This window comes from Frigoribacterium sp. AC512 (assembly GCF_979258295.1).
In genome coordinates, this window is sequence record NZ_OZ409850.1 from 445,253 (window position 1) to 465,436 (window position 20,184).

Sequence of the window (20,184 nt, forward strand, 5' to 3'; positions counted from 1 at the left end):
CCGACCGCCTCGTGCAGGCCCTCGTCACCGGGGCGCTCGCCGGGACCCCCGCGGCCGCCTGGGGGAGCCCGGCCTGAGCTAGCGCCGGTAGGCGCTGCCGTCGCAGGTGTGCACGGCCGAGTCGTCCGAGAGGGCTCTGAGGTTGTAGTTCGCGCAGTCGACGAAGGTGCCGATGCTGATCCTGCGGGCCGAGCGCTGCAGCTCGCCCCGGGACGGGCCGTCGGAGCCGATCCCGGCACGGTGCACCGTCCAGGCGATGTCCCGCGCCTCCTCGTCCAGGTACCGCATCACCGCCTCGTTGTCCTCGTGCTGTCCGATGTAGCCGCGGGCGATCGTGCTCCGCACCAGCCGGAGGGCAGGGGCGAGCGGCTTGCCGGGCGCGGCGCTCAGCCCGCCGGCCTGGTAGAGGAGGCGCTCGGTGCCCGTGCGACGCATGGCCGGCACGAGCGCCCGGACGAGGGGCGTGTTCACCGGGCGCTCGCGCTGGGCTGCCGCGTCGCCGAGCATCATCACGACCGCGTCGGTTCCGTCGAGCAGCGCGTCGAGGTCGAGGTCGTCGGTGACGGAGCCCTGGACGACCTCGAGGCGGTCGTCGTCGAGGGCGAGCTTCGAGGGAGTCCGCGCCAGGACGCGGACGTGGTGCCCGTCGGCGAGGGCGAGGCGGGTGAAGTGCTGGCCGGTCTGGCCCGTGCCGCCGAACACGAGGAGGGATCGCTGAGTTGTCATGCGGATAATCTAGTCACTGACTAGAAAATAGGCAATGACTAGTGCGGGTCTATGCTGGGCCGATGACGCAGCGGCCCTTCCACCACGGGAACCTGCGGGCCGTGCTGCTCGACGAGGCGACCGCGGTCCTCCGGGAGTCGGGCGTCGACGGGTTGTCGTTGCGCGACCTGGCTCGCCGGGCCGGTGTCAGCCACGGCGCCCCACGGAGCCACTTCGTCGATCGTCAGGCGCTGCTCGACGCCCTCGCGGAGTTCGGCTTCGAGCGGCTGACGGCCGAGGTGCGCCGGGTGCTGGAGGCCGGCGGCGACCTGCCCGTCCGGTTCCGACGCGTGGCCCGGGCCTACGTGGACTTCGCCATCGACGACGCCGCGCTGATGGAGCTCATGTTCCAGGCCAAGGTGACCCAGCGGGCCGGCCGGCTGCACGAGGCGGCGGGCGTCCTCTTCTCCGTGCTCGACGGTGCACTGGGGCCCGCCGCGGACGCGCCCTCCGACGCCGACGCTCGTGACGTCTTCAAGATGCTCTTCGCGGCGACCATGCAGGGGATCGCGGCGCTCGTCTCGTCCGGCCGCATCGCCCGGGCGCAGGCCGACCGCCTCGTGGACGCCGCCGTCGACACGATGCTCGAGTCGTCCCTCCGAGAGAGGGCCACCCGGTCGTCCTAGACGATCGAGTGCGGGCTGGCCCGATCGCCTCGACGTGCGGTGCGAGTGGCCGGGCAGGTCGATCGCGATGCTCACGCGACGCCCGGAGGGTCCCCGTCCGGGAGAGTGCCGTGGGCTGTCAGCGCCGGACGGCCGCGAGGGAGAAGTCCCAGAGCTCGTCGGCGGTCGTCGGGTCGAGCGCGGCCGACAGCACGCCGTGGTCCGCGGGCTCGGAGACGACCTCGGCGGGTCGAGCGTCCTCGAAGTACTGCCCGGTGACGCCGTCCACGGTCGGCGAGCCGGCGAGGAGGACCGAGGTCGCCCGAGCGCCAGGGCGAAGTGGCCGAGGTGGTTGGTGCCGAACTGCGCCTCCCAGCCCTGAGGGGTCAGCTGGCGGGCGGGCAGGTTCATGATCCCGGCGTTGGCCACGAGCACGTCGAGCGGCGCCTGCCGTCGCCCGACGAACGACTGGACGGAGTCGAGGTCGCTGAGGTCGAGCTGCTGGACGTCCAGCCTGCGGTTGCCGGTCCGTCCCTCGATCTGTGCTCGGACGGCCTCGCCGCGGTCGGTGTCCCGGACGGCGAGCGTGACGCTCGCGCCCGCCGCGGCCAGGGCCCGAGCCGTCTCGACGCCCAGGCCGGAGGACGCCCCGGTCACGACGGCACTGAGAGTTTCCGAATCGGAAAGTCAACCAGGACGCACGATGCGTCCCACGGCCGTCGCCACGACGTCCTCGTCGGCCGGCTCCGGGTCGAGGGCGCGGTGGATCGTGAGGCCCTCGATCAGGGCGTCGAGCAGGCGGGCCGTCTCGGGGTCGAAGTGCTGCTCGAGCGCGGCACGGCTCCGGGCCATCCACGCCTGGGTGATCGACCGGTACTCGGGGCGTCGCGCCGCGAGGGTGTAGAGCTCGTGGGTGAGGACCAGGTCGCGCTGGCTGCCGACGACGTCGTGGGTGACGATCTCGACCACCGCGCGCCGCGCCTCCTGTGGTGTGAGGTCGCCGGCCAGGCGGCGTCGGAACCGCTCGGCGACGCGGTCCGCGAAGAGCGCGAAGGCCTCGAGGAGGAGCTCGTCCATCCCGTCGAAGTGGTACGTCATGGAGCCGAGGGGCACGTCGGCGGCGACCGCCACGCGCCGGTGGGTGGTGCCGTCCACTCCCACATCGGCGACGACGTCGAGGCACGACTCGAGGATGCGGTCCCGTCGGCCGGGGTCCGCCCGGCGGGGCGACCGGGCAGCGGTCATCCGGTGACGCTCCGGACGACCCTCGCGGGGTTGCCGACCGCGACGACGCCGGCAGGGACGTCGCGGGTCACGACCGCGCCCGCGCCGATGACGCTGTCGTCGCCGATGCTGACGCCCGGGCAGACGATGACCCCGCCGCCCAGCCAGACGTTGTCGCCGATCGTGATCGGCAGGGCCGCCTCGAGCCGGTCGCGTCGCGGCCCCGGCTCGACGGGGTGGGTCGGCGTCAGGAGCTGGACGTTCGGCCCGATCTGGCAGTCCTCGCCGATCGTCACGGCGGCGACGTCGAGGGCCGTGAGGTTGTAGTTGACGAAGGTCCGGGCGCCGATGCGGATGTTCTCGCCGTAGTCGACGAACAGCGGCGGCTTCACGAACGCGTCTTCCCCCAACGATCCCAGCAGCTCCTCCAGCAGGGGACGAGCTGCCGCCTCGTCCTCGATCGCGGCGCGGTGGTATGCGTCGGCGAGCCGGACGGCGCGCTGGGCGAGCCGGGCGCTCTCGGGGTCGTCGGCGACGTAGAGGTCGCCGGCGAGCATCCGCTCGCGGTTGCTGCGGTCATCGCCCGCGAAGTGGTCCTGTGTCATGTGTACAAGCGTACACTCGACGTCATGACCGACATCGACTGGAACTCCGGCACCTGGACGACGGCCCCCGCACAGGTGCACGTCGCGTCCGACGGCCTGCACGTGACGGCCGTCGAGGGGAGCGACGCCTGGCGCACCACCTCCTACGGGTTCGTGCACGACACCGAGCACGCGCTGCTCGTCCCGTTCGAGCAGGGCACCGCCCAGGAGGTGACCTTCCGGCTGGACTTCACCGCCCAGTTCGACCAGGCGGGCATCTTCGTCAAGGTCGACGACGAGACCTGGACCAAGGCCGGCGTCGAGCGGAGCGACGGCGAGGAGAGCCTGGGGGCCGTCGTCACGCGGGGCGTGTCCGACTGGTCGCTCTCGCCGGTGCCCGGCTGGCACGGCCGGGAGGTCACGATCCGCGCGAGCCGCTCGGGCGACGCGCTCACCGTCCGCGCCCGAGTGGACGACGAGCCCTGGCGGCTCGTCCGGGTGGCTCCGCTCGATCCTCGCGCCCGCGTCTCGGCGGGGCCGATGTGCTGTGCCCCGTCGCGCGGCGACCTCACCGTGCACTTCACCTCGTGGACGACCGGCGAGGCCGACGTGGCGGTGACGGCGGCCGTGGGCTGACGGCGCATCGGCCGCGGAGACGGTAGACAGGAGTCCCCGCACACCGACAGGAGCACCATGACCGACCCCGACGAGCTCGGTGGCTCCGCCGCGGATCGCCGCTTCCGCGAAGCGCTCCGTGAGGGCCTCGCTGCCGCCGAGCGCGAGAGCCGGTCCGAGGGACAGTTCGAGGGCCAGGCCGAGGCCGGGAGCCTGAGTGAAGGCGACGCGCACGGCGGTCGCGAGGCCGAGACGCACGGCCCGGCGGCTCGCCGACGTGGTGGCGGCCCCGGTGCGGCTGTGCCTCCCCGGTCCCGCTCCGCGGTGTTCATGGACTGGGCGCCCCTCGTCGTCGCCGTGCTCGCGATCGCGGCGATCGTCGGCATCGCCCTCTACGGCCTGAACGGCGGCGACCTCGGCCCCTGGTGAGCTGCGGGACTTGCACCTGACGCGACGTCATGTGGTCTGGTGGGGACCGTTGCACCACCTCCCGCGCCCCCCTCAGGAAGGCCCCCCGTGTCCACGTCCTTCATCCCGCCCCGTCAGGTCGCCATCGGCGACGCCGCCTCGTTCGTCGGCACGACGCCGAGGGCGATCCGCCACTACCACTCGCTGGGGCTGCTGCCCGAGCCCGAGCGCGACGGCGGCGGGCGCCGCCGCTACGACTACGACGACATGATCCGGCTGCTCTGGATCCGCAAGATGACCGACGCGGGCATCGCCCTGGGCGACATCCGCGATGCCTTCGCGGGCTCCTCCGTCGACGGTCCCGCCGCCCACGGCGCGGCCGGTGCCGGAGCCCCGGACCGTGCCGCCGCCGGCCAGGGCGACGTCGCCGACGTGCTCGAGCAGCTGGAGGCGACGCTCGAGGCGAAGGAGGCGGAGCTGCAGCGCCAGCGCGCCGCGGTCCGCCGCATGCGCGCCCTGGGCAGCCGGACCGGCCTGCTCGACGAGTTCGTCTCTCAGCGGCTCACGGGCCTGCCCGAGGGCTCGCTCCGGCAGGACGACCTCGACGCCCTGCTCGTCACCGAGCGGATCTTCGGCCCGCTCGGCGCCGCGGTGCAGGCCGGCCGGTTCGTCGCGCTCGCGACCCGACCGGAGCTCCGCGCGGAGTCCGATCGCGTCGAAGCGGCCGAGACTGCGCTCGACGACACGGTCGCCGTCGACGACCCCCGCGTGGCCGAGGTGGCCGCTGAACGGCACGCCTTCGAGGAGGCGCTGCTCGCGGTCATCGAGGAGTCCGGCCAGGACTCGGAGGACGACGCACTCGTCGCGGCCTGGGACGAGCTGCACCCGGAGGGGGCCGACCCTGAGCCCGGCGCCGGCGCCGGCGCCGGGGCCGGGTCCGGGGCCGGGTCCGGGTCCGGTGGTCGGCGGAGGTCGCGGAGCCTCGCGGACGCCGTCGGCATGATGCCCTACGACTTCTCCCCGGCCCGGGCTCGCTGCCTGGAGCTCGCCCTCGAGCTGTCCCTGGCCGGCGCCGTGGACGAGTCGAGCGCGACCGCGGGGGCGCACCTCGCCCGGTGAACCGACACGAAGTGCTCTCGGAGGGACGCGGGACAGCGCTCTCCGCCGGTTCACCTGGTCGTTCGGGCTGAGAGGCCTCGGATCGAGCTCAGGAGGTGCGGGCCCTGGCCGCTGCCGGCTGAGGCCGTCGCTCGCCCACCGGTCCGCCACCTCCTGCGCAGTCGGTCACCAGGCCGTCGGGTCGTCCGCCCCCTCGGCGACGAAGATGCAGAACGGGTGCCCTGCAGGGTCGGTGAACACGTACAGCGCCTCCGCCGGGTCGGCGCTCTGGTCGTCCACGACCGTGGCGCCCAGCGAGACCGCGCGGGCCCGGTGCTCCTCGAGCTCCGTGGCGTCGGCGACCATGAAGTCGAGGTGCAGCTGCTGGGGCACCGGGCCGTCGGGCCAGGTCGACCGGGGCAGCTCGGGCACCCGCTGGAACGCGAGCCGCACCCCGGCAGGAGTCCGGAACGCCACCCACTCGGCGCCGTCGTCGGTCCCGTCCGCGGCGGGCTCGTCGCCGGGGCGGTACTGCCCGCCGATCAGCCCGAAGTAGAAGCTCGCCAGGGCGCGCGCGTCCTCGGCGTCGAGGACGGTCTGTCGCAGGTGCACGGTCATGGCGGGAGGCTACGCCTGGGCCGGCCGCGCCTCCAGGGCCCCTGGTGGCTGAGCGCCGACGGGCCGTGTGCCGCAGGCTCTCGTCGGGGTGCCCCACCGGAGCACCCATCCGGCCGCCCCGGCGTCGTACGGTCGATGCCATGGACAACAAGAGCGAGGTGCGGGACTTCCTCACCACGAGGCGAGCCCGTGTGACGCCCGAGCAGGTCGAGCTGCCCGGCGGCCCTGGTCGGCGGGTGCCGGGCCTTCGACGGACCGAGGTGGCGATGCTCGCCGGCGTCAGCGTCGAGTACTACTCGCGGCTCGAACGCGGCGACCTCGGGGGCGTCTCGGAAGCGGTGCTCGAGGCGATCGGCAGCGCTCTGCTGCTCGACGACGCCGAGCGGTCGCACCTGGGCGACCTCGCCCGTGCGGCCAACGAGTCGCCCGTCCGCAGCCGCTCGCGGGCCCGCTCGCGGCCGTCGGGCATCTCCCGTGCCCTGCAGCTCGCCCTCGACTCGGTGACGGCCGGCCCGGCGTTCGTCCGGAACGGCCGGATGGACGTGCTCGGCGAGAACGCGCTGTTCCGGGCCCTGTACTCCGACCTGTACGCGCTGCCCGGGCGCCCCGTCAACCTGGCCCGCTTCGTGTTCCTGCACCGTGAGCTGGCCGAGGCGTTCTACCCGTCGTGGTCGATCGCCGCCGACATCAACGTGGCCATCCTCCGCACCGAGGCGGGCCGCGACCCGCACGACAAGGCGCTGCACGACCTGGTCGGCGAGCTCTCGACGCGCAGCGACGAGTTCCGCGCCCGCTGGGGTGCGCACGAGGTGCGGCACCACGCGTCGGGGAACAAGGCGTTCCGGCACCCGGTCGTCGGCGACCTCGAGCTCGTCTACGAGGCCATGGAGCCGATGGGGCAGCAGGGGCTCAACTTCTTGATCTACAGCGCCGAGCCGGGCTCGCCGACCGAGGAGCGCCTCCGCCTCCTCGCCAGCTGGGGCGCGACCCCCGCCAGCCAGGAGGTGCGGGCGACCGGGCTGGCCACGGGCCGGCACCCCAGGCAGGACGACGCGCGACGCGAGGACACCCCACGATGAAGTACGGGCGACTCGGCACCACCGGCCTGCGCGTCAGCAGGATCGGCCTCGGCTGCATGAGCTACGGCGACCCCACGCGGGGCCTGCACACCTGGACCCTCGACGAGGAGGCGTCCGCGCCCTTCTTCCGCCAGGCGGTCGAGCTCGGCGTGACGTTCTGGGACACCGCGAACGTGTACCAGCAGGGCACCGGCGAGGAGTTCGTCGGGCGTGCCGTTCGCGAGTACTCGCGACGCGAGGAGATCGTGCTCGCCACCAAGGTGAGCGGCAGGGTGCACGACGGGCCCGGCGGCTCGGGGCTGTCGCGCGCGGCGATCCTCGAGCAGGTCGACGCGTCGCTGCGGCGCCTCGGCACCGACTACATCGACCTGTACCAGATCCACCGCTTCGACGACGAGACGCCGGTCGAGGAGACGATGGAGGCGCTGCACGACCTCGTGCGCGCCGGCAAGGTCCGGTACACGGGTGCGTCGAGCATGTTCGCGTGGCAGTTCGCGAAGCTGCAGACGGCCGCGGCCGTGCACGGCTGGACGCCGTTCGCGGCGATGCAGGACCAGTACAACCTCCTGAAGCGGGAGGAGGAGCGGGAGATGATCCCGCTCTGCGCCGACCTCGGCGTCGGGCTCGTCCCGTACTCGCCGCAGGGCAAGGGGCGGCTGACGAGGCCGCGCGACGTGACGACCGACCGCTCGGCCGTCGACGAGGTCGCGAAGGCGTTCGACACCGACGCCGACGGCCCGGTCATCGACGCCGTCGAGCAGGTCGCCGCCGAGCACGGGGTGTCGATGGCGCAGATCGCCGTCGCGTGGGTGCTCCGGAACCCCGTGGTGTCGGCCCCGATCGTCGGCGCGACCAAGCCGCACCACCTCGCCGAGGCGGCGGCCGCGCTCGAGGTCGAGCTGACCGACGACGACGTCCGCCGGCTCGAGGAGCGCTACGTGCCACAGGCGCCCTTCTGGTGGTGACCCACGGCGCTCGACCGGCTCGGGCGGCATCCGGGACGTCCGGACCTTGACGGCGGGGATGCCGAGGACGAGGGTGTGCGCATGACCCTCTTCCTCAGCTGCCCCGTCGCGGACGTCGAGCGCGCAACAGCCTTCTACGCCGCGCTCGGCTGGGAGCTGCAGGCGGGGATGTCGGGCCCCGAGTCGTCGTGCTTCGCGATCGCGCCCGAGCAGAACGTGATGCTGACGAGCCGCGCGATGTACGAGAGCGTCGGCGGCGTCGAAGAACTGATCGGCGGGCCCGACACCCCCTCGAAGGTGACGGTCTCGTTCGACCTGCCCAGCAAGGAGGCGGTCGACGAGCTGGTCGAGCGCGCCGCGGCCGCGGGCGGTCGCGTCGGCGACACCGACGACTACCCGTTCATGTACCAGCGGCAGTTCGACGACCTGGACGGGTACCACTATTCGCCGTTCTGGATGAAGCACGCGCCCGAGCCCGAGGCCGACGCCGACGCCGACGCGACCGCTTCCGCGTAGCAGCTCACCGCCTCCTGGGGGCGTGGCCTGCTCCCTGCTGCCTGCATGCTGCGGCCTGGCTGGACGCCTCGGCGTCCGCGAGGTGCACTCTCGGGGCATGACCGAACGAGACGACACCTTCACCGCCCTCACCGTCCAGCGCGCCCAGGAGAACGTGGACGCCGGGGGCAAGCCCTTCGCGTGCCTCCTCGTCCGTGACGGCGAGGTCGTCGTCGAGGCGAGCAACCACGTCGCCCAGACCGGCGACCCGACCGCGCACGCCGAGATCCTCGCCATCCGCCAGGCTGCCGAGCAGGGCATCACCGACCTCAGTGGCTTCGACGCCTACGTGACCGCGTACCCCTGCCCGATGTGCCTCGGCGCGCTCTACTACGCGCAGCCCGACCGCGTGATCTACGCGGTGAGCCGCGAGGAGGAGGGGGAGCACTACGAGGACGGCAACCGGCTGATGAGCCTCGCGACCTTCTACGACGAGTACGCGAAGGCCCCCGACGACCGCGCCCTGGCGGCCGAGCAGGGGCACGTCGAGGGCGCGACGGCGCCCTTCGCGGACTGGACCGCACGGCACTCGTCCTGACGCCTCCTCGACGGGTGCGTCGCGACGCCCCTTGACAGGTGCGACATGTAAGTGTTCACTCAGTCACATGTCCCCGACCAGCACAGGCACCGCCTCCGGCACCGCCCTCCGCTCGACCGCGGAGGCGCAGCGCGCCCGGATCACCTCGGCCGCGGTGCGGGTGTTCGCCGAGAAGGGGTACCACGCGACACCCGTCGCGGACGTGGCCGCCGCCGCCGGGGTGTCGCCTGCCTACGTGTTCCGGCTCTTCCCGGGCAAGCTCGGGGTGTTCCTCGCGGCCGTGGAGGACACGTACTCGCGAGTGGCGGACGCCCTCGTCGAGGCAGGCGAGGCGAGCTCGTCGACCGACCCGTCGGGCCGTCTCGACGCGATGACGGAGGCGTACGTCGCCCTCGTCGAGGACCGCGACCTGATCATGATGCAGTCGCAGGCGCAGAGCGCCAGCGCCGTGCCCGAGATCCGCGCCGCCGTGCGGGACGGTCTCCGCGACGTGGTCCGGGCGGTCGAGCGGGTCTCCGGCGCGGCACCGGCCGACGTGCAGCGGTTCATCGCGTACGGGCAGCTGTGCCACCTCATCGTGCAGACGGACCTCGCCTCCGTGCGCGACTCCTGGGCCGCCTCGGTGACCGCGGGGATCCGGCACCGGTGACGGGCGCCTCCTCGGCCCCTCGATTCTACTGCCTGCATTTGTGACTGACCAATCAGTAACTCCATTCACCACCGCCCCGAGAAGAGAGACCTCCATGACCGACATCACTGCTGCCTCCGCCACCACCACCCGCGTCGTCCTGCCGGGCGTCGTGCCTCCCTCCGGGTTGCTGATCGAACAGGTCGCGACGCCCGAGCCGGGAGCAGGCGAGCTGCTCGTCGCCGTCGAGGCGACCGGCATCTCGTTCGCGGAGCAGGCGATGCGCCGCGGGCGCTACCCGGGGCAGCCGGCGTTCCCCTTCACGCCCGGCTACGACCTCGTCGGGACGGTCTCGGCCGTGGGCCCCGGCGGCGACGGCTCGCTCGTCGGCCGTCGCGTCGCCAGCCTCACCAGGACGGGCGGGTGGGCGACCCAGGCGGTCGTGCGCGAGCGCGACTCGGTCGTCGTGCCGGACGGCGTCGCCGCGGAGGACGCCGAGACCGTCACGGTCAACGGGGTGACGGCGTGGCAGATGCTGCACAGGTCGGCGCGGGTCCGGCCCGGGGGGACAGTGCTCGTGTTCGGCGCCAACGGGGGAGTGGGCGGCGTCCTCATCCAGCTCGCGCTGCACCACGGCGTGCGCGTGATCGCGGCGGCGTCGCCTCGCCACCACGACGCGCTGCGTCGTGCCGGCGCCGAGCCCGTGGACTACGCCGATCCCGACCTCGCCGCTCGGGTGCGCTCCCTGGTGCCCGGCGGCGTCGACGCCGTGTTCGACAACATCGGCGGGGCGGTCACCCGTACCGCGTGGACGCTGCTCGCGCCCGGCGGCACGCTCGTCGCGTACGCGATCGCCAGCGCGACCGGCGGCACGGGGAGCATCTGGCCGCCGTTCCTGCGGCAGCTCGTCCGCATCGGGGCCTGGAGCGTCCTCCCCAACGGCCGACGGGCGACGTTCTACGACCTGTGGAGCGGGCACTCCCGCACGCCGCGAAAGTTCCGTGCCCGTCTCGAGCGCGACCTGGGGCAGGTGCTCGAGCTCGTGCGCGACGGTGTCGTGACGGCGAACGTCGCGGCCCTGTTCCCGCTGGAGGCGGTGGTCGAGGCGATGGAGCTGGCCGAGTCGCGCACGCTGGCAGGCAAGGTCGTGCTCGTGCCGTGAGCTGCCGGGCGGCTGCCGGCTGTTGGCCGCGGGCAGCTGCTGTCGGCCGCTGCGGCAGTGTCGGCGGCCGGTGCTACCGTCCGGGCATGACGTGGGAGGAGCGACCGTGACCGAGGTGATCGGCGCGGTGGGCGGCGAGCCGCGGCCCGACCGCCTTCTCCCGCAGCAGGCGGCCGAGGCCGTGCACGCCGGGTTCCCGTCGCCCGCCCAGGGGTACTACAACGGGCCCGTCGACCTGAACCGGCACCTGATGCGCGACCCGACGGCGACGTTCCTGGTGCGGGTCAGCGGCGACAGCATGACGGGCGCCGGCATCTTCGACGGCGACGAGCTCGTGGTCGACCGCGGTCTGGACGCCCACGACGGCCACGTCGTGGTGGCGGTCGTCAACGCCGAGCTCACGGTCAAGCGCCTGTCCTGGCGCGACGGGCAGATGGTGCTCAGCCCCGAGAACCCCGCCTACCCCGAGATCGTGTTGTCCGAGCTCGACGAGGCGACGATCTGGGGCGTCGTGACGAGGTGCCTGCACCGTGTCTGAGTTCGGGAGGTCGGAGCGCAGCATCGCGATCGTCGACGCGAACAACTTCTACGTCTCGTGCGAGCGCGTCTTCGACCCTGCCCTCGAGGGGCGGCCGGTGGTCGTCCTGTCGAACAACGACGGCTGCGTCATCGCTCGGTCGGAAGAGGCGAAGGCGCTCAACGTCGACATGGCCGCGCCCTGGCACAGCATCGCGCCGATCGCCGAGATGCAGGGCGTCGTGGCCGTCTCGAGCAACTACGAGCTCTACGGCGACATGTCGGCCCGGTCGGCCGAGGTGCTCAGCCGCTACACGAGCAGCCAAGAGGTGTACTCGATCGACGAGTCCTTCATCGAGCTGACCGGCACCCTCGACGAGACGATCGCGCAGGCCCGAGAGATCCGGCGGGCCGTGCGCAAGCTCATCGGCCTGCCCGTCAGCATCGGCATCGCGCCGACGAAGACCCTCGCGAAGCTCGCGAACCGCGGCTCGAAGCAGAACCGGGCACTGGGAGGCGTCTGTCACCTGGGCAGCTACGCCCCCGACCGGCAGACCGCGATCCTCGCGAGCGTCGACGTCGGCGACGTCTGGGGCATCGGTCGTCGCACGGCGAAGAAGCTCGCACCGCTCGGCGTCCACACCGCCGCCGACCTCCGCGACGCCGACGCGGCTCGGATCCGCGCGCGGTTCGGGGTCGTGCAGGCGCGGGTCGTGCACGAGCTGCGCGGCGTCGATTGCCTGCCCATCGAGGAGGTCCAGCCCGAGCGCGAGCAGATCTACCACTCGCGGTCGTTCGCGGTGCCGGTCACCACGGTGACCGAGCTCGAGGAGGTCCTGTCCGTCTACACGCAGCGGGCCGCGGCTCGCCTGCGGAGGCAGGGCTCGCTGACGCGGATGATGCGCTGCTTCGCGGCGACCTCCCCGTTCTCCGACAGCGCCGCGCACACGAACCACTCGGTGTCGGTGGCGTTCCCCGAGCCCACCGACGACGCGGCGACCCTCGCCCGCGCGGCGATAGCCGCGCTCGGCCCGCAGCTCGAGGCCGGCAAGCGGTACGTGCGCGCGGGCGTCACGCTGATGGAGCTCACCCCGCGCGACGAGCACGCGAGCCTCGACGTGTTCGACCTCGAGGGCGCCGCGCCCCCGGCCTACGGCGCGGTCATCGACCGCATCGCGGGCAAGTTCGGCGAGGACACCCTCGGGCTCGGGGTCGCCGGCCTCCGTCACCGACGAGGCTGGTCGATGAAGCGCGACATGGTCTCGCCCCGAGCGACCACCCACTGGGACGAGCTCGCCACCGTCAAGGCGAACTGACCCTCGTCACCGGCGTGGAACGCCTCGGTCCGCACGTCGCTCGGGACCCGGAACATCTCGCACTGCCGGAGTCGGCGGGTTGCTGTCGCGGTCGGCGGGTTGCTGTCGCGGTCGGCGGGTCGCTGTCGCGGTCGGCGGGTTCCTGTGCCTGCCGGCGGGTCAGCGCCCGCCCGCCGTGGGCGACGGGAACCCGCCGACACTCGCTCGGAGCGCCGGGGGGATCGCGGGTCTCGCGACTCAGCGCGGCGTGACGTCCCCGCCGTCTGTGGCGTCGCCTCCCGGGGGAGGCGTGTCCTCGGTACCGTCGCCGTCCGCCGAGGGAGGTGCGGGTTCGGCCGGTGCCGGCGGTGCGGCCGGTGCCGGTTCCGGTTCCGGTTCCGGTTCCACGGTCGCGGGTGCGGGTGCGGGTGCGGGTGCGGGTGCGGGTGCGGATGCGGGTGCGGGTGCGGCAGCGGGCGCCGGGGGCGCGGCAGCGCCTGACTCGGCGAGCAGCACCTCGAGGCGCAGCTCGCGCTCACGGCTGAACACGGTGAGCGCTCGTGTGGCCACGAGCAAGAGTCGCACCAGCAGGACCGCGAGCACGATGCCCAGCCCGAGCAGCGCCACCGCGGCGAGCGTCGTGAGGATGGACGAGAAGCTCGGTCCGTAGTCGTAGGCGACCATCGGTTCTTCGTAGGACATGCTGCTGACGCTAGGGCCGATCGTCTCGGCACCGCGCCCCCGCGATCGAGGGGAGCACCGCCTCCTTCGTGAGCCTCCGCCCGTCCGTGCCGCGCCGCGCCCACCATCCTGGAGTCGGCGGGTTTCCGCAGCCGCCGGCGGGTCAGCGCCCACCCGCCGCGGGCGACGGGAACCCGCCGCACCCGGCAGCGACCCGCCGCGGGCGACAGCGACACGCTGCGGGCGACAGGAACCCGCCGACCCCGCGCCCAGCGGCGGCGGCGGCAGCAGCGGCAGTAGCAGCCGCAGCAGCGTCGAGCGCACGCGGACGACGGAGGAGGCGCACGGCGGGTGCCGTGCGCCTCCTCGGCTCACCGGGGCGGGCAGCTCAGCGCTGCCGGCCGGTGCCCCGCAGCTCAGTGCCGGCGTGCCGGCTTCCGCGGGCGACGGAGCACCAGCAGGGTCCCGCCCGCGACCAGCAGCAGCACCGCGATGCTCGCGGGCACCGCCAGCTCCGTGCCGGTGAAGGCGAGGCTGCCGCCGCCGGGTGCGGTGACGACCAGGCCGCCTCCGTCAGCTGCCGGGGCGACGGCGACGCCCGGCGCCGCGGGCACCGTCACGGCCAGCTCGGCGGTCGAGCGGCTGCCGTCCTCGTCGGCGACCGAGTAGGTGACGGCCGCTGTCCCGGAGAACGCCGCCTCGGGGGTGAAGGTGATCGTGCCGTCGATGCCGACTCGCCAGGTGCCCGTGCGGGGCACCGTCACCGACGAGACGAGCTCGCCGCTGGCCGGGTCGACGAGCTGCACCGAGCGCGGGTCGAGCGCGGTCGAGCCCGAGCTGTCGTTGCCCGTCACCGTGACGGTCACGGGCGTGCCCGGGGCCGTCGTGCCGCGGTCGTCCACGGCGGTCGGGGGAGCGCCCACCGTCACGGAGACGGTCGAGCGGGCGATGCCGCCGTCGACGTCGCTGACGACGTAGGGCACGGTCGCCGTGCCGGTGTACGCGGCTTCGGGGGCGAAGGTGACCCGTCCCGTCGTCGCGTCCACCGTGAAGGTCCCGGTGCCGGCGATCGTGACGGTCGTGACCGGCGAGCCGGTCCCGTCGAGCAGCCTGACGGACGTCGGGGCCAGCGGGGTGCGGGCGTTGCCGGGCGCGTCGTTCGCCACGGGGTCGATCGTCACGGGGGTCCTGGCCGGCGTCTGCGCGCTGTCCGGTGCGGCCGTGGGGGCGACCGAGGTGACGGTGACCACGACGGTGGCCGTCGCGGTGAGTCCGCGTGCGTCGGCGACCTGGTAGGTGACCGGTGCCGTGGTGCCGACGAAGGCCTGAGCCGGAGAGAAGACGACCGAGCCCGTCGCGGGGTCGATCCGCAGCACGCCGACGCCGGGCAGGGTGAGGGTCCTCCCGCCGTCGGAGAGCGCGGCTCCGGTCGGCTGGCCGGTCGTCGTGAACACGACCGAGGTCGGGTCGATCGTCGCACCGCCGCGGACGCCCGCGGCGTCGTTGGCGACGAGGTCGACCGTGACCGGGGTGTTCTGCGGGGTGGTCGCCTGGTCGTCCCCGGCACGCGGGGCGACCGGGGTCACCGTGACCGTGGCGACGGCGGTGCTCGTGGCGCCCCCCGCGTCGGCGATCCGGTACGTGACCGGCGTCGTCGAGCCGGCGAAGCCGTCGGCCGGCGTGAAGGTCGCGACGCCCGAGGTGCGGTCGACGGTCCACACGCCCTGCGCCGGGACGGTCAGCGTGCGGCCGCCGTCGGAGACGACGGCGTCCTTCGGCTGGCCTGCGGCGGTGAAGACCACGGTGCTCCGGTCGACCGCCGTGCCGCCTGCCACGCCGGGGGCGTCGTTCCGCGGGAGGTCGACGGTGACCGCGGTGTTCTGCGGCGTGCTGGCCGTGTCGTCCTGGGCCTTCGGCCCGACCTCCCGCACGGTGACGGTGAGCGTCGCCGTGGTCGAGGTGCGGTCGACGTCGGAGACGCCGTAGACGACCGGCGAGGCCTCGCCGCGGAAGCCCGCGACCGGGGTGAAGGTGATCGCTCCGGTGGTCGGGTCGATCGTGTAGCTGCCCTGGTCGGCGACCGTGAGCGTGCGGCGGTCGGTCGACACGGCTGCTCCCGCGGGCTGTCCCTTCGCGGGGAACACGACCGAGGTCGGCTCGATCGGCGTCCGGGCGTTGCCGCCGCGGTCGTTCCCGACCACGTCGACCGTCACCGGGGTGCCCTGACGGGTCTCGGCCGTGTCGTCGGTCGCGGTCGGCGTGACGGGCGCCACGGTGACCGTGATCCGGCCGGCGCCCTGGGCCCCGCCCGTGTCGGCGACCTGGTAGACGACGGGGCTCGTCGTGCCGGTGGCGCCCTGAGCGGGCGTGTAGGTCACCTTTCCGGTGGTCGGGTCGGCCGTCCAGGTGCCCTGGCCGGGGACCGTCAGCGTGCGGCCGTCGTCCGAGACCGTCGCGCCAGAGGGCTGGCCGGTGGTCGGGAAGACGACGGTGGTCGGGTCGAGCGGCGTGCCGCCCTCCACGCCGGGTGCGTCGTTCGAGGTGACGTCGATCAGGACGGGCGTGTTCTGGCTCGTCGCGTCCGTGTCGTCGGCGGGCGCCGGGCCCACCGGGGCGACGGTGACAGTGACGGTCGTCACGGACGACTCGCCGTCGCTGTCGGCGACCCAGTAGCTGACCGGGGTGGCCTCGCCGCGGAACGCGGGCTCGGGCGTGAAGGTGATCTCGCCGGTGCCCGGGTCGATCTCGTAGACGCCCTGGTCGGGCACGGTGAGGGTACGGCCGTCCTTCGACACGGTCGCGTCGGCGGGCTGGCCGGGGGTGGTGAACGACACGCTCGTCGGGTCGATCGGGGTCTGCTCGTTGCCGGCCACGTCGTTGTCGAGCACGTCGGTCACGACGGGGCGACCCTGGGTCGTGGTCGGGCGGTCGGGCTTCGCCGTCGGGGCGACCGTGTTCACGGTCACCTCGATGGTGGCGGTGTCCGTCAGGCCGCTGATGTCCGACACCTGGTAGGTGACGACGTCGACGCGACCGGCGTAGCCGGGCGCCGGGGTGAAGGTCACGACGCCGGTGCGGGGGTCGGCGCGGTAGGTGCCCTGGCCGTCGACGGTCGCGACGCGGCCGTCGCCCGAGACCGTGACCCCGGCGGGCTGGCCCGCGGCGGGGAACACGACGGTGGTCGGGTCGACCGGGGTGCCGCCGGTCACGCCGGGGGCGTCGTTGGCGGTCACGTCGACCGTGACGGGGGCGTTCTGCCCGGTCGTCGCGATGTCGTCCGTGGCCCGGGGGGCGAGAGAGGTGACCGACACGGAGATCGGAGCGGTGGAGGCGGTGCCGTCGCCGTCGAGGGCGCGGTACGTCACCGGCGTCGCGTCGCCGCGGAACGCGGGGTCGGGCGTGAACGTGACCTTGCCGGTGGTCGGCGACGCGGTCCAGGTGCCCTGGCCGGGCACGGTCAGCGTGCGTCCGTCGTCCGAGAGGACGGCGCCGGCGGGCTGTCCGGCCGCAGGGAACGTCACGGAGGTGCGGTCGATGCGGCCGCGGTCGTTCCCGAGCACGTCGATCTCGACGGCGGCGCCCTGGCTGGTCGTCGCGGCGTCGGCGACCGCGGTGCCCGCGAAGGCGACGGTGATCGCCGCCGAGCCGCGCTTGCCGCGGACGTCGTCGACGGTGTAGCTCACCTTCGTCGGGTCCCCGACGAGACCGTCGGCGGGGGTGAACGTCACGCGGCCCGTGGCGGCGTCGACCGTCCAGGTGCCCTCGCCGGGGACGACGAGGGTGCGGCCGTCGCTCGACAGCTGTGCACCGGTGACGGCGGGCGCGAGCAGGCGCACGCTGGTGGCGTCGAGGTCGCCGGAGTCGTTCGCGAGCACGTCGACGGTGACCGGACGGCCCTCGACGGCGCCGCGCGACGCGTCGTCCTGGGCGGTCGGGCCCGCGAGCGGGTTCGTGAACTCGCACTTCACGTTGCTGCCGTTGGCCGACGGCACGGTGAAGGCGGCGGTGCTGCCCGTGCCCTCCGACACGACGGCGCCGGTCCCGATGTCCGTGCACCGGTACTCCGTCGCGTAGTCCGCCGGGTTCGTCTTGTCGTTGGCGGGCGTCTGCGTCGCCGTGTACGACTGGCCGGGCAGCAGGATGACGGGACCGGCGGTCGCCGACGTGCCCTTGTCGGTCGTGCTCGCGGTGGCCGGCTTCGGGATGTCCCCGCCGCCGACGGCGACGGTGAACTGGTCGTCGGCGTCGTGGCGCCCCTCGGAGAGCGTCGTCGACGCCTGGCCGGTGGAGGGGTACTGGCGCGTGCCCATGTCGGTCAGGGCGGAACGGGGGGAGCGCCGCTCGAGGATGTCACCCGTGACGGGGTTCACCTTGAGGAAGCTGTTCGCCCCGCTGCCGGAGATGTAGAGGTAGCCGTCGTCGGCGAAGGCCAGCGAGGTGAGGGCCGACGGCGGCGCGATGACGGGACCCACCGGGGTCGCTCTCGTGGTCCACCCGTCCAGGGCCGCGGCGTCGACGCGGAAGACCTGGGCGGTGCCGGTGCCCCCGGACGGCACGGCGCTGCTCGAGATGAAGTACATGTTGCCGAGGCGGTCGAACGCGAGGTCGCCGTTGCCGCCGGGAGCCGACAGGGTCTTGACCGTCGTCGGGGTGCCGGCGATGGTGTTCGTGGCCGGGTCGTAGTTCGTGAAGGTGAACGTGCCCTCGTCGGCCGTCGACGAGGCGAACCCGCCGAACCAGTACTTGTCCGTCCGGGGGTCGACCCCGCCCATCTGGTTGGCCACCGTGGCGCCGGTCGAGCGGGCGGTGGTCTCCCAGGCGGTGCCCGGCGTCGACGCCGACGCCGTGTACTCGTACACGTTCGTCCCGTTGGTCATCAGCAGCTTGTCGCCGTCGTTCGTGAAGCCGAGCTGGTTCAGCCCGGTCGCGCCGGTCGGCTCGGTGAGCACGGTGGTCGTCGCACCGGTGGTCCGGTCGATCGACACCACGGAGGAAGAGCCGGACACGGTCCCGTAGATCGTCGCGGTCGAGAACTTCTCGGCCGCGGAGGCCATCTGGGGCACGAGCAGGGCCGAGCCGCCGGCGACGAGCGCGACGACGCAGCTGCCTGCCAGCAGTCGGAGGTGGGGGCGCGCTGATCGAGCGCGGTGCTTGGTGGGCACGGCGGAGCCTTTCGTCGGGTGGGTGCTCGGCGACGGGGATCATCGAGCCGTCAGAGTCAAGCGGTCCCCGGTCCCGACATCGGTCGACTGTCCTCACTTGTGCCGTCAAGTGGGGTACCCCGAGGCTGTCAGGAGTGGGGCGGCACTCGTTCTGCGGACATCGCAGGAGGCGCGGGTGCGCTCAGCGGATCACCCACGTCGTCGCAGACGGGCGACGGGGTACGGTCGCGATCATGGGGGCGACGGGGCTGGCGCGTTGGGTCCTGCGTCCGGTGCTGCGCCTCCGGCTGGCCTGGTTCCGCCACCTCGTCCGCGGCGGGACGTTCCCGCCGGCCCCGACGGCAGCTGATCTGCAGGCCGCAGTCGAGGCTCGGGCCGACCCGTCGGCCGACCGGGTCGGCTGGCTCGGCAGCCCCGCCGGGGCCCGCTTCGGCGTGCTCCACGACGACCTCACCACCCTCGCCCGCGTGGCGTCGCTCGTCGAGGCACGGCGCGGCCGGCCGCTGGTCTGGAGCGAGGCCGGGACCGCCCTGCTCACGGTCCGCGACGCGGCGGAGAACGGGACCGCGGCGCTCGCCGACGTCGACGTGACCGTCGTCGCCCTCGGCTTCAGCGACGTCATGCTGATGACCTCGGCCGAGGCCTGGACGCGCGACCTCGACCGGCTCCTCGACTGCGCTCGTCGGCCCGGCCGTGTCCTCACCCCCGTGATCGTCGGCGGCATCCCGCCGATGGACCGCTTCACCGAGACCGCCTGGACGGGCCGGGAGCTGATCCGGCGGCAGGTCGCCCGGCTGGACGCGGCGACCGCAGAGCTCGTGCGTCGTCGCGGCGACTGCGTCTTCGTGCGCTTCCCCGACCTCGACGCCGGTGCCGCGCAGGTCCGCGGCCGCCTCTGGTCGTGGTCGCGGGTGCACCAGCTCTGGGCCGCGGCCCTCGCGCCCGAGCTCACGCGCCTCCTCGACGAGGGCGCCTAGGGCGCCGGTCTGCGACCGGTGGCGGGAGCCCGACGCGCGCCGTCCGACGCAGGGGCGCGCCCGCACGGCAGGATGGCCTCGTGACGGACATCAGCGGCATCGACCTCGCCCACGAGCTGAGCCAGGTCGAGGCGCACTGGACGCCTCGGGTCGTGGGGCAGGTCAACGACCAGTACGTGAAGGTCGCGAAGCTGCTCGGCGAGCTCGTCTGGCACGCCCACGAGGCCGAGGACGAGATGTTCCTGGTCGTCTCGGGCCGCCTCCGCATCCAGCTGCCGGGCGACCAGGAGGTGGTGCTGGGCCCTGGCCAGTTCCACGTCGTGCCGCGGGGGGTCCAGCACAACCCGATCGCCGACGAGGAGGTGGAGATCGTCCTGATCGAGACGGTCACCACCGCGCACACCGGCGACGTCGTCGTCGAGGGGACGGTGCCGGTCGAGCGCCAGCTCGGCGACTTCCGCTGACGGGAGGCGTCGCCGACCGCGCCGGGGCCGCGCGACAGGTGAGAAGGGACTGGGCCGGCGTGGGCCCGCCCCTGCCGCGTCCCTTCTCGCCTACGGACCGGGGTCGGCGGGCCCGGGCCGAGGCCGCGGCCGCCCGGGCGAGGCGGACGACACCGGGCACCCCGCACCGGCGGTCTCGGCGTAGGGTCGCGCACGTCGGCTCAGCGGACGACCCCGGCGCCCCGACCGGCGGCGGCGCGGACGGT

At 73.7% G+C, this 20,184-nt stretch carries 21 protein-coding genes and 1 pseudogene; 14 read left to right on the forward strand and 8 right to left on the reverse strand.

Going from position 1 to position 20,184, the window contains the following annotated elements; translation table 11 throughout:
* Positions 1 to 78: 78 nt before the first annotated feature.
* A complete protein-coding gene (locus ACZZ97_RS01940) occupies positions 79 to 726 on the reverse strand; it encodes an NAD(P)-dependent oxidoreductase (RefSeq protein WP_463472113.1) in 648 nt (215 codons plus the stop codon).
* 62 nt (positions 727 to 788) lie between these two features.
* Between ACZZ97_RS01940 and ACZZ97_RS01945 the strand changes: the two genes are divergently transcribed.
* Positions 789 to 1,391: a TetR/AcrR family transcriptional regulator gene (locus tag ACZZ97_RS01945; protein WP_463472114.1), complete on the forward strand. Its 603-nt coding sequence runs from the start codon at positions 789 to 791 to the stop codon at positions 1,389 to 1,391.
* A gap of 118 nt (positions 1,392 to 1,509) precedes the next feature.
* Here ACZZ97_RS01945 and ACZZ97_RS01950 read toward each other — a convergent pair whose 3' ends face one another.
* The 4 genes and pseudogenes from ACZZ97_RS01950 to ACZZ97_RS01965 all read right to left on the reverse strand — a co-directional run bounded on the left by ACZZ97_RS01950 (position 1,510) and on the right by ACZZ97_RS01965 (position 3,199).
* Positions 1,510 to 1,659, reverse strand: coding sequence for a hypothetical protein (locus ACZZ97_RS01950; RefSeq protein ID WP_314100628.1), 150 nt, complete (start codon positions 1,657 to 1,659; stop codon positions 1,510 to 1,512).
* A 98-nt stretch (positions 1,660 to 1,757) separates the two neighbouring features.
* A pseudogene (locus tag ACZZ97_RS01955) lies at positions 1,758 to 2,027 on the reverse strand (SDR family NAD(P)-dependent oxidoreductase); the annotation flags it as partial.
* 30 nt (positions 2,028 to 2,057) lie between these two features.
* The gene (locus ACZZ97_RS01960) at positions 2,058 to 2,615 is read right to left on the reverse strand and encodes a TetR/AcrR family transcriptional regulator (protein WP_463472115.1); all 558 of its coding nucleotides are present in this window, start codon (positions 2,613 to 2,615) and stop codon (positions 2,058 to 2,060) included.
* On the reverse strand, positions 2,612 to 3,199 hold the full coding sequence (locus ACZZ97_RS01965) for a sugar O-acetyltransferase (protein WP_463472116.1): 588 nt from the start codon (positions 3,197 to 3,199) through the stop codon (positions 2,612 to 2,614). Before ACZZ97_RS01965 ends, ACZZ97_RS01960 begins: the two co-directional genes overlap by 4 nt.
* Positions 3,200 to 3,223: 24 nt before the next feature.
* Between ACZZ97_RS01965 and ACZZ97_RS01970 the strand changes: the two genes are divergently transcribed.
* From ACZZ97_RS01970 to ACZZ97_RS01980, 3 genes are all read left to right on the forward strand, one after another.
* Complete coding sequence (locus ACZZ97_RS01970; protein ID WP_463472117.1) at positions 3,224 to 3,814, forward strand: DUF1349 domain-containing protein; 591 nt, start codon at positions 3,224 to 3,226, stop codon at positions 3,812 to 3,814.
* Positions 3,815 to 3,871: 57 nt separating this feature from the next.
* Positions 3,872 to 4,222: a hypothetical protein gene (locus tag ACZZ97_RS01975; RefSeq protein ID WP_463472118.1), complete on the forward strand. Its 351-nt coding sequence runs from the start codon at positions 3,872 to 3,874 to the stop codon at positions 4,220 to 4,222.
* 87 nt (positions 4,223 to 4,309) lie between these two features.
* On the forward strand, positions 4,310 to 5,320 hold the full coding sequence (locus tag ACZZ97_RS01980) for a MerR family transcriptional regulator (protein WP_463472119.1): 1,011 nt from the start codon (positions 4,310 to 4,312) through the stop codon (positions 5,318 to 5,320).
* A gap of 165 nt (positions 5,321 to 5,485) precedes the next feature.
* Here ACZZ97_RS01980 and ACZZ97_RS01985 read toward each other — a convergent pair whose 3' ends face one another.
* Positions 5,486 to 5,917: a VOC family protein gene (locus ACZZ97_RS01985; RefSeq protein ID WP_463472120.1), complete on the reverse strand. Its 432-nt coding sequence runs from the start codon at positions 5,915 to 5,917 to the stop codon at positions 5,486 to 5,488.
* A 140-nt stretch (positions 5,918 to 6,057) separates the two neighbouring features.
* On the opposite strand from ACZZ97_RS01985, the gene ACZZ97_RS01990 reads away from it, so the two are divergent.
* The 8 genes from ACZZ97_RS01990 (at position 6,058) to ACZZ97_RS02025 (ending at position 12,676) form a co-directional block, all read left to right on the forward strand.
* Positions 6,058 to 6,996 carry a helix-turn-helix transcriptional regulator gene (locus ACZZ97_RS01990; protein ID WP_463472121.1) on the forward strand — a complete coding sequence of 313 codons (939 nt, stop codon included), beginning with the start codon at positions 6,058 to 6,060 and terminating at the stop codon, positions 6,994 to 6,996.
* Positions 6,993 to 7,961, forward strand: a complete 969-nt coding sequence (locus ACZZ97_RS01995) for an aldo/keto reductase (protein WP_463472122.1) — start codon at positions 6,993 to 6,995, stop codon at positions 7,959 to 7,961. The genes ACZZ97_RS01990 and ACZZ97_RS01995 overlap by 4 nt, the downstream gene beginning before the upstream one ends.
* An 81-nt stretch (positions 7,962 to 8,042) precedes the next feature.
* Positions 8,043 to 8,477: a VOC family protein gene (locus ACZZ97_RS02000; RefSeq protein ID WP_463472123.1), complete on the forward strand. Its 435-nt coding sequence runs from the start codon at positions 8,043 to 8,045 to the stop codon at positions 8,475 to 8,477.
* A 97-nt stretch (positions 8,478 to 8,574) separates the two neighbouring features.
* Entirely contained in the window at positions 8,575 to 9,054 is a 480-nt protein-coding gene (locus tag ACZZ97_RS02005) for a nucleoside deaminase (RefSeq protein ID WP_463472124.1), read from the forward strand.
* A gap of 67 nt (positions 9,055 to 9,121) precedes the next feature.
* Positions 9,122 to 9,703: a TetR/AcrR family transcriptional regulator gene (locus ACZZ97_RS02010; protein ID WP_463472125.1), complete on the forward strand. Its 582-nt coding sequence runs from the start codon at positions 9,122 to 9,124 to the stop codon at positions 9,701 to 9,703.
* A 94-nt stretch (positions 9,704 to 9,797) separates the two neighbouring features.
* Entirely contained in the window at positions 9,798 to 10,844 is a 1,047-nt protein-coding gene (locus ACZZ97_RS02015) for a medium chain dehydrogenase/reductase family protein (protein WP_463472126.1), read from the forward strand.
* A 127-nt stretch (positions 10,845 to 10,971) separates the two neighbouring features.
* Positions 10,972 to 11,382 carry a LexA family protein gene (locus tag ACZZ97_RS02020; RefSeq protein ID WP_463473744.1) on the forward strand — a complete coding sequence of 137 codons (411 nt, stop codon included), beginning with the start codon at positions 10,972 to 10,974 and terminating at the stop codon, positions 11,380 to 11,382.
* Entirely contained in the window at positions 11,375 to 12,676 is a 1,302-nt protein-coding gene (locus ACZZ97_RS02025) for a Y-family DNA polymerase (RefSeq protein ID WP_463472127.1), read from the forward strand. The genes ACZZ97_RS02020 and ACZZ97_RS02025 overlap by 8 nt, the downstream gene beginning before the upstream one ends.
* A 237-nt stretch (positions 12,677 to 12,913) precedes the next feature.
* On the opposite strand, the gene ACZZ97_RS02030 is transcribed toward ACZZ97_RS02025, so the two are convergent.
* Positions 12,914 to 13,357 (reverse strand): hypothetical protein, encoded by a 444-nt coding sequence (locus ACZZ97_RS02030; RefSeq protein WP_463472128.1) that lies wholly within the window; start codon positions 13,355 to 13,357, stop codon positions 12,914 to 12,916.
* 395 nt (positions 13,358 to 13,752) lie between these two features.
* Positions 13,753 to 18,498 (reverse strand): Ig-like domain-containing protein, encoded by a 4,746-nt coding sequence (locus tag ACZZ97_RS02035; protein WP_463472129.1) that lies wholly within the window; start codon positions 18,496 to 18,498, stop codon positions 13,753 to 13,755.
* A gap of 233 nt (positions 18,499 to 18,731) precedes the next feature.
* Here ACZZ97_RS02035 and ACZZ97_RS02040 point away from each other — a divergent pair, with 233 nt between their 5' ends.
* A complete protein-coding gene (locus ACZZ97_RS02040) occupies positions 18,732 to 19,475 on the forward strand; it encodes an SGNH/GDSL hydrolase family protein (protein ID WP_463472130.1) in 744 nt (247 codons plus the stop codon).
* Between the two features lie 80 nt (positions 19,476 to 19,555).
* Positions 19,556 to 19,939, forward strand: a complete 384-nt coding sequence (locus ACZZ97_RS02045; protein ID WP_314103673.1) for a cupin domain-containing protein — start codon at positions 19,556 to 19,558, stop codon at positions 19,937 to 19,939.
* Positions 19,940 to 20,184 lie beyond the last annotated feature (245 nt).

Coding starts and splice junctions, on each gene's coding strand:
- ACZZ97_RS02005 (WP_463472124.1), top strand. CDS start 8,575: ATGACCGAACGAGACGACACCTTCACCGCCCTCACCGTCCAGCGCGCC.
- ACZZ97_RS02040 (WP_463472130.1), top strand. CDS start 18,732: ATGGGGGCGACGGGGCTGGCGCGTTGGGTCCTGCGTCCGGTGCTGCGC.
- ACZZ97_RS01965 (WP_463472116.1), bottom strand. CDS start 3,199: ATGACACAGGACCACTTCGCGGGCGATGACCGCAGCAACCGCGAGCGG.
- ACZZ97_RS01995 (WP_463472122.1), top strand. CDS start 6,993: ATGAAGTACGGGCGACTCGGCACCACCGGCCTGCGCGTCAGCAGGATC.
- ACZZ97_RS01940 (WP_463472113.1), bottom strand. CDS start 726: ATGACAACTCAGCGATCCCTCCTCGTGTTCGGCGGCACGGGCCAGACC.
- ACZZ97_RS02015 (WP_463472126.1), top strand. CDS start 9,798: ATGACCGACATCACTGCTGCCTCCGCCACCACCACCCGCGTCGTCCTG.
- ACZZ97_RS01975 (WP_463472118.1), top strand. CDS start 3,872: ATGACCGACCCCGACGAGCTCGGTGGCTCCGCCGCGGATCGCCGCTTC.
- ACZZ97_RS02030 (WP_463472128.1), bottom strand. CDS start 13,357: ATGTCCTACGAAGAACCGATGGTCGCCTACGACTACGGACCGAGCTTC.
- ACZZ97_RS01990 (WP_463472121.1), top strand. CDS start 6,058: ATGGACAACAAGAGCGAGGTGCGGGACTTCCTCACCACGAGGCGAGCC.
- ACZZ97_RS01985 (WP_463472120.1), bottom strand. CDS start 5,917: ATGACCGTGCACCTGCGACAGACCGTCCTCGACGCCGAGGACGCGCGC.
- ACZZ97_RS02000 (WP_463472123.1), top strand. CDS start 8,043: ATGACCCTCTTCCTCAGCTGCCCCGTCGCGGACGTCGAGCGCGCAACA.
- ACZZ97_RS01945 (WP_463472114.1), top strand. CDS start 789: ATGACGCAGCGGCCCTTCCACCACGGGAACCTGCGGGCCGTGCTGCTC.
- ACZZ97_RS02010 (WP_463472125.1), top strand. CDS start 9,122: ATGTCCCCGACCAGCACAGGCACCGCCTCCGGCACCGCCCTCCGCTCG.
- ACZZ97_RS01970 (WP_463472117.1), top strand. CDS start 3,224: ATGACCGACATCGACTGGAACTCCGGCACCTGGACGACGGCCCCCGCA.
- ACZZ97_RS01960 (WP_463472115.1), bottom strand. CDS start 2,615: ATGACCGCTGCCCGGTCGCCCCGCCGGGCGGACCCCGGCCGACGGGAC.